Source organism: Isoptericola sp. F-RaC21 (assembly GCF_038593535.1).
GTDB lineage: Bacteria > Actinomycetota > Actinomycetes > Actinomycetales > Cellulomonadaceae > Isoptericola.
This window is the reverse complement of the sequence record NZ_JBCFYX010000001.1, coordinates 893,286-909,440: the sequence shown is the minus strand read 5'-3', so window position 1 is coordinate 909,440 and position 16,155 is coordinate 893,286. Positions and strand designations below refer to the sequence as shown.

The window sequence follows — 16,155 nt, the reverse complement described above, 5'->3', positions numbered from 1 at the left end:
GCGCACGGGCCGCCAGGCCCCGCGCCGGGGCTCACCGTACGGGTGGACCTCGCGCTCGGGGGCGCGGGGGCGCCGACGAACCCCGGGTGCGGAGGCGCCACGTCGGGTCCTCAGCCCAGCTCAGCCCAACGCGACGGACGTCCGGAACGGCGTGTCCTCCACCCCCGAGAGCCCCTGCAGGCGGTCGTACCGGGCCGTGCGCATCCCGATGTGGTCGTCGTCGGCGGTCCCGGCGACGCCGTCCGGGCCGGTGGCGTAGAAGTGCAGCAGGTTGCCCGTGTTCATGACGCTGGTGCCGTCGTCGTGGTCGTCGGTGTGGAAGCTCCCGAGGAAGTGGCCGGCCTCGTGGGCCGCCACGTTGCCGAGCGACTGCCCGACCGCCCGGACGCGGTCGCTGTCCTCGGTGAGGAACGGCAGGAGCGAGATCGGGTGGTCACCGGCCATGAGCTCGGGCATGACGATCGCCGTCTCCTCGCGGGCGAAGTTCCCCGGGTCCACCGACTCGGACAGGCCCAGCGCGGGCATGAGGCCGGCCTCCGCCACGGTGCCGCCGACGATGACCCGGCTGACCCCGGGCTCGCCGAACAGGTCGGGGTCCGCCAGGTCGTTCGTGACCCGCACCTGCGAGCCGGGGATCTCGTCGCGGAGCATCTCCCGGACGTGCCGCGTCGTGGCCTCGACGACGGCGCGCTCGTCGGAGGCCTCGAGCCCCCACCGGGGCAGGAAGTCGCGCATCGGGCTGACGTCGCGGACCCCAGGGTCGAGGGCCGACGCACCGAAGACGCGGTTGTCGAACGACGGCCCGCTGAAGTCGAGCAGGACGGTCTGCGCGCGCTCGCCCTGCGTCGAGGGGGCGCGGTGCGCGCCGACGGTGAGGGAGTAGTCGCCCGCCCCGTCGCCGACCGACACGAGGTAGAGCCCGGTGCGCTCGACGACGTGGTGGGCGGTGGCGTTGCCGCCGCGGGCCAGGGGCGAGCCGTCGGGGTAGATGAGCCCCGTGTCGGCCGCGGAGGACTGCACGAGGTCGCCGTCCAGCTCGTGCACCGCGACCTGCCGGGCCGAGCCGGAGACGGTGGTGCCCAGCACGTCGCCCCGGCGCAGCGGGACGGCGTACACGTCGGTGTCGGCCTCGCCGGCCGCGTGGAGCGTGACGTCCAGGTCGTAGGGTCCCTCGGCGATGACGCCCGGGCCCGAGGCCGCGTCGAACGGGTCGCCCGGGTAGTGGTTGCCCACCGCGACGTAGTAGGTGCCGCGCTGCTCGATCCGCTGGGAGAGGTGCGCGACGCCCGCCCCCGTCATGTCCTGGGCGCCGACCACGAGGGTGCCGTCGGCGTCGTACAGGAGCGCGTTCGCCGCGAGGTCGCCGTCGGGAGCGACGTCGACCGTGAGGGTCTCGCCCCGCGCGGCGTCGACGCGGTAGAAGTCGTAGTCGCCGGTGCCGGACCCCTCCGAGCCGTGGGGCCCGTCGCCGACCACGCCGGTGGTCGAGACCCCGCGGCGGTCGGCGTCGAGGCCGAGGTCGCGCGCGAGCGGGATGGCGCCGTCGTCCTCGTCGTTCGGGTCGACGGGCTCCGTGGCGACCGGCTCCGTGTCCAGGTCGCCGTCCACCCGCAGCTCCCAGCCGGTGACCGACCGGGGCGCGGGCAGGCGCTGGGCGCCGTCGCCCCCGTCGTCGCCGGCGTCGCCGGCGTTCTTCTCCTGCACGCGGGGGGCGTCCTCGGAAGCACGGAGCCCCGGTACCTCTTTGTCCGAGGTCTCGTGCCGCAGACGCTCCCGCATCGCCGCGCCGTCGATGCCGCCGGTGCCGCCGGTGCCGTCGGCGACGTCGGGCCGGCCGTCGTCGGACGCACCGGCGAGCTGCGTCGGGGGCGCGAGGCCCGAGGCGGTGCGGGTCTCCGCCCCGTTCGCCGCGGTCGCCGCCAGGGCGAGGGGAGCGGCGAGCGCGGCGACGCCGAGCAGGTGCGCCGCGCGCGGGGTTCGCGGGTGGGCGGTCGGTCGTCTGTTCCCGTGAGCAACCATGTGAACGAACGTACAAGCCGTCGCCGGGGCCCGCAGGACGCCGTGCTGCCACCGTGCTGCCACCGCGCTGCGCGCATCGGGGACCCCGGGTAGAACCGGATCATGTCCTCCACCGGGAGCGCGGCGACGTCGCTGCGCACGATCACCACCGACATCCCCGCCCGTCTGGACCGGCTGCCCTGGGCCCGCTGGCACTGGCTGATCGTCGTCGGGCTGGGCACGGTCTGGATCCTCGACGGCCTCGAGGTGACGATCGTCGGCAACCTGTCCGACGCGCTGAAGGGCGAGACCGGGCTCGGCCTGACGAGCGCGGACATCGGCCTCGCGGGCGCGGTCTACGTGACCGGTTCCTGCCTGGGCGCGCTGGTCTTCGGGCAGCTCACGGACCGGTTCGGCCGCAAGCGGCTCTTCATCATCACGCTGCTGGTGTACCTCACGGGCACGGTGCTGACGGCGTTCTCGATGAACCCGCTGTACTACTTCGCGATGCGGTTCGTCACGGGCCTCGGGATCGGCGGCGAGTACGCGGCCGTGAACTCCGCCATCGACGAGCTCATCCCGGCGAGGTACCGCGGCCGGATCGACATCGCGATCAACGGCTCGTACTGGGTCGGCGCGGCGGGCGGCGCGCTGCTGACGATCCCGCTGCTCAACCCGGAGCTGATCCCCGCATGGCTGGGCTGGCGGCTCTGCTTCGCCCTCGGCGCCGTGCTCGGCCTGTGCGTGCTGTTCGTGCGGCGCAACGTGCCGGAGAGCCCCCGGTGGCTGTTCATCCACGGCCGCGAGAAGGACAGCGAGCGGATCGTCGCCGGCATCGAGCGGCGGGTGGCGCAGGAGGACGGCGTCGAGCTGCCCGAGCCCGAGGGCACCCTGACCGTGAAGCAGCGGCGCACCGTGAGCCTCGCCCGGATCGCCCGCACGGTGTTCGCCGACTACCCGCGGCGCACGGTGCTGTGCCTCGCGCTCTTCGTCGGGCAGGCCTTCCTCTACAACGCCTTCTTCTTCACGTTCGGCGACACCCTGCAGACGTTCCTCGGGGTGGGCCAGACCGGGGCCTACATCGCCCTCTTCGCGGTGAGCAACTTCCTGGGCGCGCTCGCGCTCGGGCCGCTGTTCGACAAGGTGGGGCGGGTGCGGATGATCTCTGGCACCTACATCGTCTCGGGCGTGCTGCTCGCGGTCGCGGGGCTCGTCCTCGGCGGGCTGACGGCGTGGACGCTCACGTTCTTCGGGATGGCGATCTTCTTCATCGCGTCCGCGGGGGCCAGCTCCGCCTACCTCACCGCGAGCGAGGTCTTCCCGATGGAGACGCGCGCGCTGTGCATCGCGTTCTTCTACGCGATCGGGACGGCCGTCGGCGGTATCACCGGGCCGCTGCTGTTCGGCCGGCTGATCGAGTCGGCGAGCGCGTCCCACGACATCACCGGGATCGCCGTCGGCTACTACATCGGGGCCGCGCTGATGGTCGGCGGGGGAGTGGTGGCGATGTTCCTCGGCGTCGGCGCCGAGCGCAGGTCGCTCGAGGACGTCGCGACGCCGCTGTCGGCGCGGGACGCCGAGGACGGGTCGGGCCCCGACGGCGCCTGAGGTCGGTCCGCACGCCGCGGCGGCGGATGTCGAGAACCTGCGGCCGGCTCCGTCCCAGGAGCGTCGGCGGTGACAGGCACCGCCCGCGACGACAGGATGGAACCATGGCCAAGTACCTGCTGCTGAAGCACTACCGCGGGAACCCGGAGCCGGTGCCCGGCACGGACGTGCCGATGGACCGGTGGACGCCCGACGAGGTCACCGCGCACATGGCCTTCATGGGCCGGGTCATCGACGACCTCGAGCAGCGCGGCGAGTTCGTCGACGCGCAGGCCCTCTCGCCGCGCGGGGACTTCGTCCGGTACGACGGCGAGGGGCGGCCGCCCGTGACCGACGGGCCGTTCGCCGAGACCAAGGACCTCGTCGCCGGGTGGATCGTGATCGACGTCGACTCCCGGGAGCGGGCGCACGAGGCGGCGGCGTACCTGTCGTCGGCCCCGGGCCCGGGCGGGCGCCCGCTGCACGAGTGGATCGAGGTGCGCCCGTTCCTCAGCGACTCCTCCGAGGTCACGGGGTGAGCGAGCCCCCGCGTCCGGACCGGTCGCGGGACGAGGCGCTGAGGGACCTGGGCCCCCAGGTCCTCGGCGTCCTCGTCCGCCGGGGTGCCGACTTCGCGACGGCCGAGGACGCCGTCCAGGAGGCGCTCCTGGAGGCCGTGCGCCGCTGGGACGCCCCGGGCGCCGGGCCGCCGTCCGACCCCAAGGGGTGGCTGGTCACCGTCGCGTGGCGCAAGTTCGTCGACATGCGCCGGTCGGCCTCCTCCCGGGCGCAGCGGGAGATCCGCGTGACGCTCGAGCCCCCGCCCGGACCCACGGAGCAGTCCGACGACACGCTCCTGCTGCTGAGCCGGTGCTGCCACCCGTCGCTCACGCCCGGCTCGTCGGTCGCCCTCACACTGCGCGCGGTCGGCGGGCTGACCACGGCGCAGATCGCCCGGGCGTTCCTCGTGCCGGAGCCGACGATGGCGCAGCGCATCTCCCGCGCCAAGAAGACGGTGGCGGGGGAGCGGTTCGGGCAGCCCGGCGACGCGCGGGCGGTGCTGCGCGTGCTGTACCTCATCTTCAACGAGGGCTTCACCGGCGCGCCGGCTGGAGGCCGACCGGACGGCGTCGACCTCGCGGCGGAGGCGATCCGGCTGACCCGCCAGCTCGTCGCCGCCGTGCCCGACGACGCCGAGGCGACGGGGCTGCTCGCCCTCATGCTGCTGCACCACGCGCGCCGCGCCGCCCGCACCACGGCGACCGGGGAGCTCGTGCCGCTCGACCGGCAGGACCGCGCGCTGTGGGACACCGCGGCGGTCGCCGAGGGCGTGGCGCTCCTGCAGGGCGCACTCGCGCGGGACCGGCTCGGGCCCTACCAGGCACAGGCCGCGATCGCGGCCCTGCACGACGACGCCGCGCGCGCGGACGAGACGGACTGGCCGCAGATCCTCGAGTGGTACGACGAGCTGGCGCGCCTCGAGCCCCGCAACCAGGTGGTCGCGCTCAACCGGGCGGTCGCCGTCGGGCACGTGGACGGCCCGCTGGCCGGCCTCCGGCTCCTGGAGGGCCTGCCGGACGACCTGCCGCGCCGCGACGCCACGGCGGCGTACCTGCACGAGCAGGCGGGCGACCTCGGCGTCGCCGCCCGCCTCTACGCGGAGGCCGCGGGCGTCGCGACCAGCACCGCCGAGCGGGCCCACCTCACCCGGCAGGCGGCGCGGGTGCGGCAGCTCGGCGGCTAGGTCGAGGGCTTGTCGACCCCGAGCCGGTACCACCGGGGCGCCGTGCGGTTCATGGGGAAGCCCAGGCCCGCGGTGTCCGCGTCGCGCACGTCGAGCAGCTCCCAGCCGGAGAACGCCGTCACGATGTCGCTCTCGGCGGCTCCCTCCACCAGCCGCCGCCACCTCGACGCCCCGAACGCGAGCATGAGCAGCGTGGCGCCGGGGTTCGCCAGCGCCGTCACCCCGCGGGCCTCGGCCACGCGCTGCGCCGGGTCGAGGCCCTGGAAGCAGCCGACGTCGAGGAACAGGTCGAAGGTGCCCAGTCCCGCGCCCGGCAGGTCGGTGACGTCGGCGACCTCGTAGCGGACGCCCGGGGCCCGGCGCCGGGCCTCCTCGATCGCGCGGGGCACGACGTCGACCCCGACCGCGTCCCAGCCGCGGCGCGCGAGCTCGGGGGTGTACTGCCCGCGCCCGCACCCGAGGTCGAGCGCCCGCCCGAGCGGACGGTCTCGGCCGACCTCCTCGCGGTCCAGCACCGCGGCGACGCTCGGCGCGGCGGCCTGCGCGTAGCCCTCCCACGGCGTCATGCCGAGCCGGTACATGCGCGCGTACTTGCGCGCGTTCGCACCGGGGGAGGAGCGGGTGGGCATGCGGCCGGGCATGGAGGCCTTCCGTGGGCGTCCGGGGTTCCGGTCCAGCATGCCTCGGCCGGGCCGCCCACGCCGCCTCAGCGGCCGGCGGTCAGCCGCACTCGTCGCAGATGCCGGTGGCCGGCAGCGCGGTGTAGCAGGTGGGGCAGATCGCGAGCTCGGGCTCCGGCGCGGCGGGCTTGCGGGCCGGGGCGCTCGCGGCCTTGCGGCGCGGGGCGGCCTGCTTGCGCGCGGGGGCCGGCGCCACGGCCGCGGCCGCGGGCGCGATGACGTCGAAGCCGTGCTTGCGCAGGATCGCGGCGTCGTCGCACTTGGCGTCGACCAGGTCCTCGGGGCGGGCGGGGCTGCCGGTCGCGAACTTGTGCGCCACCCCGAGCACGGCCTTGGAGTCGTACGCGCGGTCCTCGTGGACGAAGGTGTGACCCGGGTTGCGGGTGAAGCCGTACACGCCGATGAACGCATCGGTACCACGGTCGTCGTGCTCCTCGATCGCCCGGAGGATGTGCTGGCGCGTCACGCTCGAGAAGGTAGCCACGGCCTCAGGTTAGTCGCGTCCCGGGCCCGCCCCGACCGTCCCGGCCCGACTGTGGCCCGCGTCATGGCCGCGGGGCCTGCCCCGACGAGCCGCGCAGCACCAGCCCGGTGGGCAGCCGCACCTGCTCGCCGGAGTCGCGGGCCCGACCCGCGAGCTGGTCGATGAGCATCTCGACCGCGAGCCGGCCGGCGTGCGCGCCGGGCCCGCCGAGCGTGGTGAGGGAGGGATGGACGAACTCGGCCGCGAAGATGTCGTCGAAGCCGACGACGCTGACGTCGTCGGGCACCCGGATCCCGCGCTGCGCGAGCCGCCGCACCAGCCCGATCGCCAGGAGGTCGTTGTGCGCGACGAACGCCGTGGCGTCGGTGCGCAGCGCGCCGTCCGCGGCCGCCCCGCCGCTCGCGACGTTCGGGGTGTAGGGGCCGACGCGGTGCGCCGTGAGGCCGTGCTCCTCGGCGCCCGCGCTGAGCGCGGCCCACCGCGCGGCGCCCATCCAGGAGGCGGGCGGCCCCGCGCAGTAGGCGAAGCTGCGGTGCCCGAGCGAGGCCAGGTGCTGGAGGATCTGCCGGCATCCCGACGTGGTGTCGAGGGCCACGGAGCTCAACCCTGCGACCTCGCGGTTGAGGAGGACGACGCGGTGGCGGCGGGCCAGGTCGCGCAGGGCGTCGTCGTCGAGGCGGCTGGAGGCCAGGACGAAGCCGTCGACGCTGCTCGCGAGGTCCGCGACCTGGCTCTGCTCGATGCGCTCCGACTCCTCCGCGTTGACGATCACCAGCGTCGCGTCCGCGGCCTTCACCCGTTGCTCGGCCCCGCGGATGAGCTCGAAGAAGTGCGGGTTGGTGATGTCCGAGAGCACCATCGCGATCGTCAGGTGCCGCTCGCCCGCCACCGCCCGGTTCTGCGGGGTGTGGCGGTACCCGAGCTCCGCCGCCGCGGCCAGCACCCGGTCCCGGGTCGCGGCGTTCACGCGTCCCGGCCGGGTGTACGTCCGCGAGACCGTCGACGGCGCCAACCCGGCGGCGCGCGCGACGTCGTAGATCGTCGGCCCCATGCCCGCCATTGACGCACCGGGTGGCAACTTTGGCAATCCCTTGTCCGGGTTGCCGGTCAGTTTCTAGGGTTGTCGACGTGACGACGGCCGCGCGACGGTGCACGGCCGACCGACGGAGGGGAGCGTCACGATGGGCGTGAGGCGATCGTGAGCCGGGTCGTCCGGATCCTCACGGGCCTCGAGCTGGGGGTCGCCTGTCTCGCCGCGGCCACCATCTTCGTCCTGATCCTCTACCAGGCGCTGCAGCGCTACCTGCCCGTGCCGAACGTGCTCTGGACGGGGGAGCTCTCGGAGTTCGCGCTCATCTGGCTCACCTTCGGCGCCGCGGGCGTGCTGGTGACGCGCGACGGCCACATCGCCCTGCAGCTGGTCGACAACGTGCCGAGCGCGACGTTCGTGCGGACCGTGCACGCCGTCGCGATGCTTCTCGTCGCACTGATCGCGGCGGCGTTCGCCTGGGCGTGCTGGGAGCTCGTCGACAGCGCGGGCTTCCTCACCTCGCCGGCGCTCGGCGTCCCGATGTCCTGGGTGTACGCGATCACGTTGGTGGGACTCGTCAGCACGACCGTGCGCGCCCTCGCACGCGCGGTGCAGATCGTGCGCTACGGCGTCACGCCCGCCGAGCGCACCGGCGTCGCGGTGGCGGGCGCGTCGGTGGACGACCCGCCCGTCGACGAGAACGACCAGGGCGCGGCGCGGCCATGACCGTCCTCGCGCTCCTCGTCGCCATCCTGCTCCTCCTGGCGCTGCGCGTGCCCGTGGCCTTCGCCTTCCTCGGGCCCGGCCTCGTGTACCTCGTGCTCGACGGCGAGTCCCTCGGCCTGCCGATGCGGCTCGTGGCCAACGCGGCCGGCAGCTTCGTGCTGCTCGCCGTGCCGCTCTTCGTCCTGCTCGGCGTGATCGCGAACCGTGCGGGCATCGCCGACCGGCTGTTCGACTTCGCGCTCGCCCTCTTCGGCCGGGTGCGCGGCGGGCTCGGCTACGTCAGCGTCGGCGTCAGCCTCGGGTTCTCGTGGATGAGCGGCTCGGCCGTGGCCGACGCCGCCGCCCTGAGCAAGGTCGAGATCCCCCCGATGCTGCGCGCGGGCTACTCGCGCCGCTTCGGCCTGGGGGTCGTGGGCGCGTCGGCGCTCATCGCGCCCGTCATGCCGCCGAGCATCCCGGCGGTGATCTTCGCGGGGCAGGCCTCCGTCTCGACCGGCGCGCTGTTCGCGGGATCGGTGCTGCCCGCGCTGCTCATGGCGCTCGGGCTGTGCGTCGTGGTGTTCGTGCTCGTGCGCCGCCAGGAGGGCATCGTCCACCTCGGCTTCTCGCGCGCCCGGCTCGCCGCGGCGGCCCGCCGCGTGGCGCTGCCGATCCTGGCGCCCGTCGTGATCCTGGGCGGCATCCTCGGCGGGCTGTTCACGCCGACGGAGGCCGCCGCCGTCGGGGCCGCGTACATGCTCGTGCTCGGCTTCGGGTACGGGACCCTCAAGGTGCGCGACCTGCCACGGATCCTCGTGGAGACAGTCACCACCACCGCAGCGATCATGCTGATCGTCGCGTCCGCGGCGCTGCTCGGCTACGTGCTCGCCAAGGAGCGCGTGCCGCAGGCCCTGGCCGACCTCGTCCTCGGGTTCACCGACGACGGGACCGTGTTCCTCCTGCTGGTCGTCGCCCTCATGCTGCTGCTCGGCACCGTGGTGGACGCCACCGCGACCCTCGTGCTCGTCGTGCCGATCCTCATGCCCGTCGCGACCCGCCTCGGGGTGGACCCCGTCGTGCTCGGGGTGGCGATGATCCTCGCCCTCATGATCGGCCTGCTCACCCCGCCGGTCGGCACCGTCCTGTACGTGCTCAGCTCCACGCAGCGGGTGCGGGTCGGGGAGGTGTTCCGCGGCGTCCTGCCGTTCCTCGTCCCGCTGCTCGTGTGCTGCCTGCTCGTCGTGTTCGTCCCCGGCCTCGTGACGTGGCTCCCCGCCACGCTCGGGCTCTGAGCGCCCGCTCCGACCGTCCTGCCGACGACGGCGTCGGCAGCAACCGAAAGGACTGCACCATGAAGCGCATCCACCGCACGGCCGCCGCTGCCGCGGTCGTGCTGCCCCTCGGGGTCCTCGCGGCGTGCGACAGCGGTGGCGGCGAGGAGCCGTCCGGCGGCGACGTCGAGCTCACGCTGGCGCACAGCTACACCGAGGACCAGCCGCAGCACACCTGCGGCGCCGAGGTGATCAAGCAGGAGGCGGAGGCCGCCGACGTGGGCCTCACGGTCGAGATCTACGCCAACAGCCAGCTCGGCGGCGACGCCGACCGCATCGCCTCCGTCCAGTCGGGGGACATCGACCTCGACCTCCAGGGCGCGTCGGCGCTCGCGGCCGTCTACGAGCCCGCCGGGGTGCTCGACGCGGCCTACGGCTTCGACGACGCCGAGCACCTCACGCGGTTCTTCACCGACGGCTCCGCGGACCAGCTGGTCCAGGACTTCAAGGACGCGTCGGGCGGGGTCTCGATCCTCGGGGCCTGGTCCGCGGGGGCGCGCCACTTCACCGCCAACACCGCGATCCGCGAGCCTGCCGACCTCGAGGGGCTGCGGATGCGGTTCCCCGGCTCGGGCCAGTACCTCCTCAACGCGCAGGCGCTCGGCGCCCAGGCGACGGACGTCGCGTACGAGGAGCTCTACCTCGCCCTCCAGCAGGGCGTTGTGGACGGGCAGGAGAACCCCCTGACGAACATCGACGCCACGAACCTCGTCGAGGTCCAGGACGTGCTCAGCCTGTCCGGGCACCAGCAGAACTCCAACCTCATCGTCGCCGCCCCGACGTACGACACGGAGCTCGACGACGCGCAGCGGGCGGCCCTGGACGACGCCGTCGCGGCGGCCGTCGCGCAGATGCCCGGGTGCGTCGCGGAGGCCGAGAAGAAGATCCTCGACGGCTGGCGGGAGAGCGATGCCATCGAGATCGTCGACGACGTGGACACGACGGCGTTCGCCGCGCAGACCGACGCCTGGTTCCGCGAGAACCTCGAGGGCGACTCGCTGGCGGTGTACGAGGCCATGCGGGACTCGGCGTCGTGAGCCGCGGGCCGCGCGGCGCCCGCACCGGCGGGGAAGGCGCCGCGCCATGACGGCGACGGTCCGGGTCGCCCTGCTCGGGCACGGCATCGGGTCCTCGCTGTCCCCGGCGCTGCACATGGAGGAGGCACACCGCCTCGGGCTGGACTACGAGTACCGGACGGTGGACCTGCGCGACGCCCCTCGGGCCGACCTCGGCGCGCAGCTGAGCCGGCTGGAGGAGCAGGGCTATGTCGCGACGAACGTGACGCACCCCTTCAAGCGGTCCGTGCTGGGGCACGTGGACAGCCTCAGCCCCGCCGTGCGGCGCATCGGCGCCGCCAACCTCGTGCTGCTCGGGCGCGCCCGAGGTCGGCGCAGCCGCACCGCGCACAACACGGACGGCACGGGGTTCAGGGGCGCGCTGGAGCGCTTCCTCGCGGGCCGCCCCGCCGGCGGCCGCGTCGTCCAGGTCGGGGCCGGCGGGGCGGGGCTGGCGACCGTGTCGGCGCTCGTGGACATGGGGTTCGAGCAGGTCGTGGTGCACGACGTCGCTCCCGCCGCCGTGGCGGCGGTGCTCGACCGGTTCGGGCCCCTCGCGCCGGGCCGCCTGCGCGGGACGGGCGGGTCGCTGGAGGACTGGCTGCCGCGGGCCGACGGCGTCGTGCACGCCACGCCCGTCGGCATGGTCGGGCACCCCGGCGTCGCCCTCGACGTGGACCGCCTCGCCGCCGGGGCGTGGGTGGCCGAGGTGGTGTACCGCCCGCTGGAGACGGCGCTCGTGCGACGTGCCCGCGCGCGGGGGCTCGCCACCCTCGACGGCGGCGCGATGGCCGTCGGGCAGGCGGCGGACAGCCTGCGCCTGATCACCGGGCTCGAGCCCGATCTCGGCCGGATGCGCGCTCACTTTGCTCGCCTGGTCGCCGACGACGGTGCCCATGACGACGGTGCCCACGACGACGGTGCCCACGACGACAGTGCCCACGAGGGGCCGACGACGGGCCGGGTCCGGCCCGGAGAGGAGTGACCGTGCGCCGGTCGATCGCCACGGTGTGCCTCAGCGGCAGCCTGGAGGACAAGCTGTACGCCTGCGCCGACGCGGGGTTCGACGGGGTCGAGGTCTTCGAGCCGGACCTCGTGGTCAGCGACCGCAGCCCGGAGGAGATCCGTGCGCTGGCGGACCGGCTGGGCCTCACGCTCGACCTCTACCAGCCCTTCCGGGACTTCGAGGGCGTGCCCGAGGCGCTCCTCGAGGACAACCTGCGCCGGGCGCGTGAACGGTTCGGCGCGATGGAACGCCTGGGCGTGCGCACGGTCCTGGTCTGCAGCAACGTCGCGACGGCCACGGACGGCTCGGACGCGGTGGCGGTCGCCCAGCTCCGTCGCCTGGGCGACCTCGCCGCCCGGCACGGGATCCGCGTGGCGTACGAGGCGCTGGCCTGGGGCCGGTTCGTGGACGACTACCGGCACGCCTGGCGGATCGTCGCCGAGGCGGACCACGAGGCCGTCGGGGTCTGCCTCGACAGCTTCCACATCCTCGCCCGCGGCCACGACCCGGCCGGGATCGAGGAGATCCCCGGCGAGAAGATCTTCTTCGTGCAGCTCGCCGACGCTCCGGCGCTCACCATGGACGTCCTGTCGTGGAGCAGGCACCACCGGCTCTTCCCGGGGGAGGGCGCCTGGGACCTCGGCCGGTTCGTGGCGCACGTCGCCCGCGCCGGCTACGGGGGGCCGTTGTCGCTCGAGGTGTTCAACGACGTCTTCCGGCAGGCCGACACCCGACGGACCGCGGAGCACGCCCTGCGCTCCCTGGTGTGGCTCGAGGACCGGGCGGCGCGGCTGCCCGGCAGCCCGCCGCACCTGCGGCGGATCGCCGACGTCGACGAACCGCTCGGGTTCGACTACGTGGAGGTCAAGGCGGAGGACACCGGGCAGGTCGAGGCGATGCTCGAGCAGCTCGGCATGACGTTCCGCGGGCAGCACCGCACCAAGCCCGTGCGGCTGTGGTCGTCCGGGCGGGCGCGCATCGTGCTCAACGAGCAGCACGCCCGTGACGAGGCCCCGCACCTCGCGGGGATCGGCCTCCAGGTCGCGGACGCCGCCGCGGGGGTCGAGCGTGCCCGGGCGCTCGCGGTCCGCCCGGCGGTGCGCAGGACCCAGGCGGGGGAGCACGCGATGGCGGGCGTGGTGGCGCCGAGCGGGATCGAGGTCTTCCTCGACGACCGGCCTCCGGGGGACGAGCCGGCCTGGGTCGACGAGTTCCGTCACGGTCACGACGACGCGGGACGGCGTCCCGGCGCCGTGACGGCCGTCGACCACGTGAATGTCTCGCACGGCCGCGACGCGCACGACGAGGCCGTGCTGTTCTGCACCAGCGTGCTGGGTCTGCGGACGCCGCCCGCGACGGAGGCGGCGGGGCCGCAGGGGCTCGTGCGGAGCCAGGTCGTGCGCTCGGCCAGCGGTTCCGTGCGGCTCTCGCTCAACGTCTCTCCACCAGGGGTCTCCCACCCGGAGCACGTCGCGCTGTCGTGCGACGACGTCGTCGCCCTCGTGCGCCGCGCGAGGGAGCGGGGGCTGCGCCAGATCCCCGTGCCCGACAACTACTACGACGACCTGCGCGCACGATGGGGGCTCGACGAGAAGACGCTCGCGACCCTGCGCGACCACCAGCTGCTCTTCGACCGGTCGGCGGCGGGGGAGTTCTGGCACTTCTACACGCCGCGCCTCGGCAACCTCTGCCTCGAGCTGGTCCAGCGGGTCGGGGGCTACGACGTGTACGCCACGGACAACACCCCGGTGCTGCTGGCGGCGCAGGACCGCCTGGACCACGACCGGGGAGCGACCGTGCCGGGTCGGTGACCCGGTGCCGTCTAGAATCGATTCGTGCGCCGGAAAGCCCTTGCCAGCTCGTCCGACCAACCCCTTCTCGACGGCCGCCGGCCGGTGCGCTCGCTGCTGCGCCTGCTGGGCACCCAGCCGCGCCGCGTGACGGTGGCGCTCCTCGCGTTCGCGGTGAAGGAGACGCCCCTGTGGTTCCTTCCGGTCATCACCGGGGCCGTGATCGACATCGTCGCCGACGGCGGGACGGTGCGGTCCGTGCTGCTCTGGTTCGCCGTGGCCGTGCTGCTCCTGGCGCAGCACTACCCCAACCACCTCGTGTACACCCGCAACTTCATGACCGTGGTGCGGGGCACGGGCGCCACGCTGCGCAACGCGCTCGTCGAGCGCCTCCAGGTGCTGTCCATCGGGTACTACGCGCGCGCCAGCTCCGCCGTCGTGCAGAGCAAGGTCGTGCGCGACGTCGAGAACGTCGAGCTGATGCTGCAGCAGGTCACCCACCCGCTGCTGTCTGCGGCGATGGTCATGGTCGGCGCGATCACCATGACGGCGATCAAGGTGCCCGAGTTCCTGCTCGTGTACGTGCTCGCGATCCCCACGGCCCTGCTGATCCGCCGCACGATGGCGCGGCGCTCGCAGGCGCGCAACGCGGAGTTCCGCCGGGAGATCGAGGGCTTCTCGGCGCAGGTGGGGGAGATGGCGTCCCTCATCCCGGTCACGCGCGCCCACGGGCTGGAGCGCACCGCCGTCTCGCGGGTGGCGGACGGCGCGGACGGGGTGCGCCGCTCGGCCCTGCGGCTCGACCTGCTCAACGGCCGCGTCGCCTCGGTGTCGTGGGTGGCGATGCAGCTGCTCGGGGTCTGCTGCCTCGTGCTCGCGGCGGTCGTGTCGCTCACCGGCGTCGTGCCCGTGACGCCGGGCGAGGTGGTGCTGCTGTCGACCTACTTCGGCCTCCTCACGCAGGGCCTCACCCAGGTGCTCAACCTCGTGCCGGTCACGGCGCGCGGCGTCGAGTCCGTGCGCTCGATCGCGGAGGTGCTCGCGGAGCCGGACCTGGAGCGCAACGAGGGGCGCCGGCACGTGGACGCCGTGCGCGGGCACCTGCGCCTCGAGCACGTCTCGCACCGCTACGCCGACGCGTCGGACGACGCGCTGCACGACGTCGACCTCGAGGTCCGCGAGGGCGAGACCGTCGCCTTCGTCGGCCCCTCCGGCTCCGGGAAGTCGACGCTGCTCAACCTCGTGCTGGGCTTCGTGCGGCCCACGTCGGGGCGCCTGCTGCTCGACGGCGCCGACATGGCCGGGCTCGACCTGCGGACGGTGCGCCGCTGGGTGTCCGTCGTGCCGCAGGAGTCGGTGCTGTTCGAGGGCACGATCCGCGAGAACGTCGCCTACGGGCTGGAGGACGACGCCGCGACCGACGGCCGGGTCCGCGCCGCGCTGCGCGACGCCAACGCCCTGGAGTTCGTCGACGCCCTCCCGGACGGCTGGGACACGGTCGTCGGGCAGCGGGGCGCACGGCTGTCCGGCGGCCAGCGGCAGCGGCTCGCCATCGCGCGGGCGCTGGTGCGGGACCCGCGCATCCTGTTCCTCGACGAGGCCACGAGCGCGCTGGACCCGGAGGCGGAGGCCGTCGTCCGGGACGCCCTGGACCGCCTCATGCGCGACCGCACGACGCTGGTCGTGGCGCACCGGCTGTCCACGGTGCGCGCCGCCGACCGCATCGTCGTCCTGGAGCGGGGCCGGGTGGTGGAGGTCGGCAGCCACGACGAGCTCATGTCCCGCGGCGCCCGGTACGCCGCGCTGCACGCGGCCCAGGCGGGGGCGGCGTAGTGGCCACGGCCGAGGATCGCGGTGACTCAGCGGCCGCGCAGGCGATCGAGCTCGACGACGACCTCGTCGAGCTCGCGCAACGCCGCCTCGCCGGAGCTGAGCACCACCACGAACTCGGTGACGCCGGCGGCGGCGTACCGCTCGACCAGGCCGGGCAGCGCGGCGACGGGGTGCTCGCGCAGCCGCAGCTGCACGGTGCGGCGGATCTGCGCCGGGTCGCGCCCGACGTCGGCGCAGTGCCGGTCGAGCACCTCGCCGAGCGCCGCGACCTGCTCCGGCGTGCTGGACGTGTCGTTCCACGCGTCGGCGTACCGCGCCACGAGCCGCAGCGTGCGCCGTGGGCCGGAACCACCCACCCAGATCGGCGGGTGCGGGCGCTGCACCGGCTTGGGCTCCGCGACGGCGTCGGCGAGCCGGTAGTGCGCGCCGTCGACGGTGGTGCGCGGCTGCGTCCAGAGCGACGTGAGGACCTGCAGCGACTCCTCGAGGCGGTCCATCCGGGTCCGGACGCTGCCGAGGTCGAGCCCGTACATCGTGTGCTCGTGCTCGTTCCAGCCGGCGCCGATCCCGAGCTCCAGCCGGCCGCCCGACAGGTGGTCGACGGTGGTGGCCAGCTTGGCCAGCATCACCGGGTGGCGGTAAGAGTTGCCCGACACCATGCAGCCGATCCGCACCCGCGAGGTGGCCACGGCCATCGCCGCCTGCATGGCCCACGCGTCGAAGATCGGGCGGTCGTCGTCCGGGCCCAGGGAGGCGAGATGATCCATCACCCACACGTGGTCGAACCCGGCCTCGTCGGCGGTCTGCCAGACCTGACGGAAGGTGCCGACCGGGGCGTCCTGCGTGAGCTTGACCCCGAACCGCAGCGGTCCGGGCGTCGGTCGCGTGTCCATCACCCCATCCTGGCCGGAG

Annotated in this window: 14 protein-coding genes; 9 read left to right on the top strand and 5 right to left on the bottom strand. The window is 74.3% G+C overall.

Annotated features, from left to right (window positions below; translation table 11 throughout):
* Nucleotides 1–120 precede the first annotated feature (120 nt).
* Nucleotides 121–2,019 carry a hypothetical protein gene (locus AAG589_RS04250; protein WP_430565988.1) on the bottom strand — a complete coding sequence of 633 codons (1,899 nt, stop codon included), beginning with the start codon at nucleotides 2,017–2,019 and terminating at the stop codon, nucleotides 121–123.
* A gap of 102 nt (nucleotides 2,020–2,121) precedes the next feature.
* On the opposite strand from AAG589_RS04250, the gene AAG589_RS04245 reads away from it, so the two are divergent.
* From AAG589_RS04245 to AAG589_RS04235, 3 genes are all read left to right on the top strand, one after another.
* Nucleotides 2,122–3,606: an MFS transporter gene (locus AAG589_RS04245; RefSeq protein ID WP_430565987.1), complete on the top strand. Its 1,485-nt coding sequence runs from the start codon at nucleotides 2,122–2,124 to the stop codon at nucleotides 3,604–3,606.
* 104 nt (nucleotides 3,607–3,710) lie between these two features.
* Nucleotides 3,711–4,124, top strand: a complete 414-nt coding sequence (locus AAG589_RS04240; RefSeq protein ID WP_430565986.1) for a YciI family protein — start codon at nucleotides 3,711–3,713, stop codon at nucleotides 4,122–4,124.
* Nucleotides 4,121–5,329 carry an RNA polymerase sigma factor gene (locus AAG589_RS04235; RefSeq protein ID WP_430565985.1) on the top strand — a complete coding sequence of 403 codons (1,209 nt, stop codon included), beginning with the start codon at nucleotides 4,121–4,123 and terminating at the stop codon, nucleotides 5,327–5,329. Before AAG589_RS04240 ends, AAG589_RS04235 begins: the two co-directional genes overlap by 4 nt.
* Here the strand turns inward: AAG589_RS04235 and AAG589_RS04230 are convergent.
* From AAG589_RS04230 to AAG589_RS04220, 3 genes are all read right to left on the bottom strand, one after another.
* The gene (locus AAG589_RS04230) at nucleotides 5,326–5,958 is read right to left on the bottom strand and encodes a class I SAM-dependent methyltransferase (protein WP_430565984.1); all 633 of its coding nucleotides are present in this window, start codon (nucleotides 5,956–5,958) and stop codon (nucleotides 5,326–5,328) included. The two genes, AAG589_RS04235 and AAG589_RS04230, sit on opposite strands and share 4 nt — an antisense overlap.
* Nucleotides 5,959–6,049: 91 nt before the next feature.
* On the bottom strand, nucleotides 6,050–6,475 hold the full coding sequence (locus AAG589_RS04225; RefSeq protein WP_430565983.1) for a hypothetical protein: 426 nt from the start codon (nucleotides 6,473–6,475) through the stop codon (nucleotides 6,050–6,052).
* A 79-nt stretch (nucleotides 6,476–6,554) separates the two neighbouring features.
* Nucleotides 6,555–7,544: a LacI family DNA-binding transcriptional regulator gene (locus tag AAG589_RS04220; protein ID WP_430565982.1), complete on the bottom strand. Its 990-nt coding sequence runs from the start codon at nucleotides 7,542–7,544 to the stop codon at nucleotides 6,555–6,557.
* Nucleotides 7,545–7,691: 147 nt separating this feature from the next.
* Between AAG589_RS04220 and AAG589_RS04215 the strand changes: the two genes are divergently transcribed.
* From AAG589_RS04215 to AAG589_RS04190, 6 genes are read left to right on the top strand one after another with little or no spacing between them, the layout of a single operon-like run.
* Nucleotides 7,692–8,249 (top strand): TRAP transporter small permease, encoded by a 558-nt coding sequence (locus AAG589_RS04215; RefSeq protein ID WP_430565981.1) that lies wholly within the window; start codon nucleotides 7,692–7,694, stop codon nucleotides 8,247–8,249.
* Nucleotides 8,246–9,520, top strand: coding sequence for a TRAP transporter large permease (locus AAG589_RS04210; protein ID WP_430565980.1), 1,275 nt, complete (start codon nucleotides 8,246–8,248; stop codon nucleotides 9,518–9,520). Before AAG589_RS04215 ends, AAG589_RS04210 begins: the two co-directional genes overlap by 4 nt.
* 59 nt (nucleotides 9,521–9,579) lie before the next feature.
* The gene (dctP, locus tag AAG589_RS04205) at nucleotides 9,580–10,596 is read left to right on the top strand and encodes a TRAP transporter substrate-binding protein DctP (RefSeq protein WP_430565979.1); all 1,017 of its coding nucleotides are present in this window, start codon (nucleotides 9,580–9,582) and stop codon (nucleotides 10,594–10,596) included.
* A 46-nt stretch (nucleotides 10,597–10,642) separates the two neighbouring features.
* On the top strand, nucleotides 10,643–11,599 hold the full coding sequence (locus AAG589_RS04200) for a shikimate dehydrogenase (RefSeq protein WP_430565978.1): 957 nt from the start codon (nucleotides 10,643–10,645) through the stop codon (nucleotides 11,597–11,599).
* Nucleotides 11,600–11,601: 2 nt separating this feature from the next.
* Nucleotides 11,602–13,431 (top strand): bifunctional sugar phosphate isomerase/epimerase/4-hydroxyphenylpyruvate dioxygenase family protein, encoded by a 1,830-nt coding sequence (locus tag AAG589_RS04195; protein ID WP_430565977.1) that lies wholly within the window; start codon nucleotides 11,602–11,604, stop codon nucleotides 13,429–13,431.
* 24 nt (nucleotides 13,432–13,455) lie between these two features.
* Nucleotides 13,456–15,243: an ABC transporter ATP-binding protein gene (locus tag AAG589_RS04190; RefSeq protein WP_430565976.1), complete on the top strand. Its 1,788-nt coding sequence runs from the start codon at nucleotides 13,456–13,458 to the stop codon at nucleotides 15,241–15,243.
* A 26-nt stretch (nucleotides 15,244–15,269) separates the two neighbouring features.
* Here the strand turns inward: AAG589_RS04190 and AAG589_RS04185 are convergent, their stop codons facing one another.
* A complete protein-coding gene (locus tag AAG589_RS04185; protein WP_430565975.1) occupies nucleotides 15,270–16,136 on the bottom strand; it encodes an LLM class F420-dependent oxidoreductase in 867 nt (288 codons plus the stop codon).
* Nucleotides 16,137–16,155: the final 19 nt, after the last annotated feature.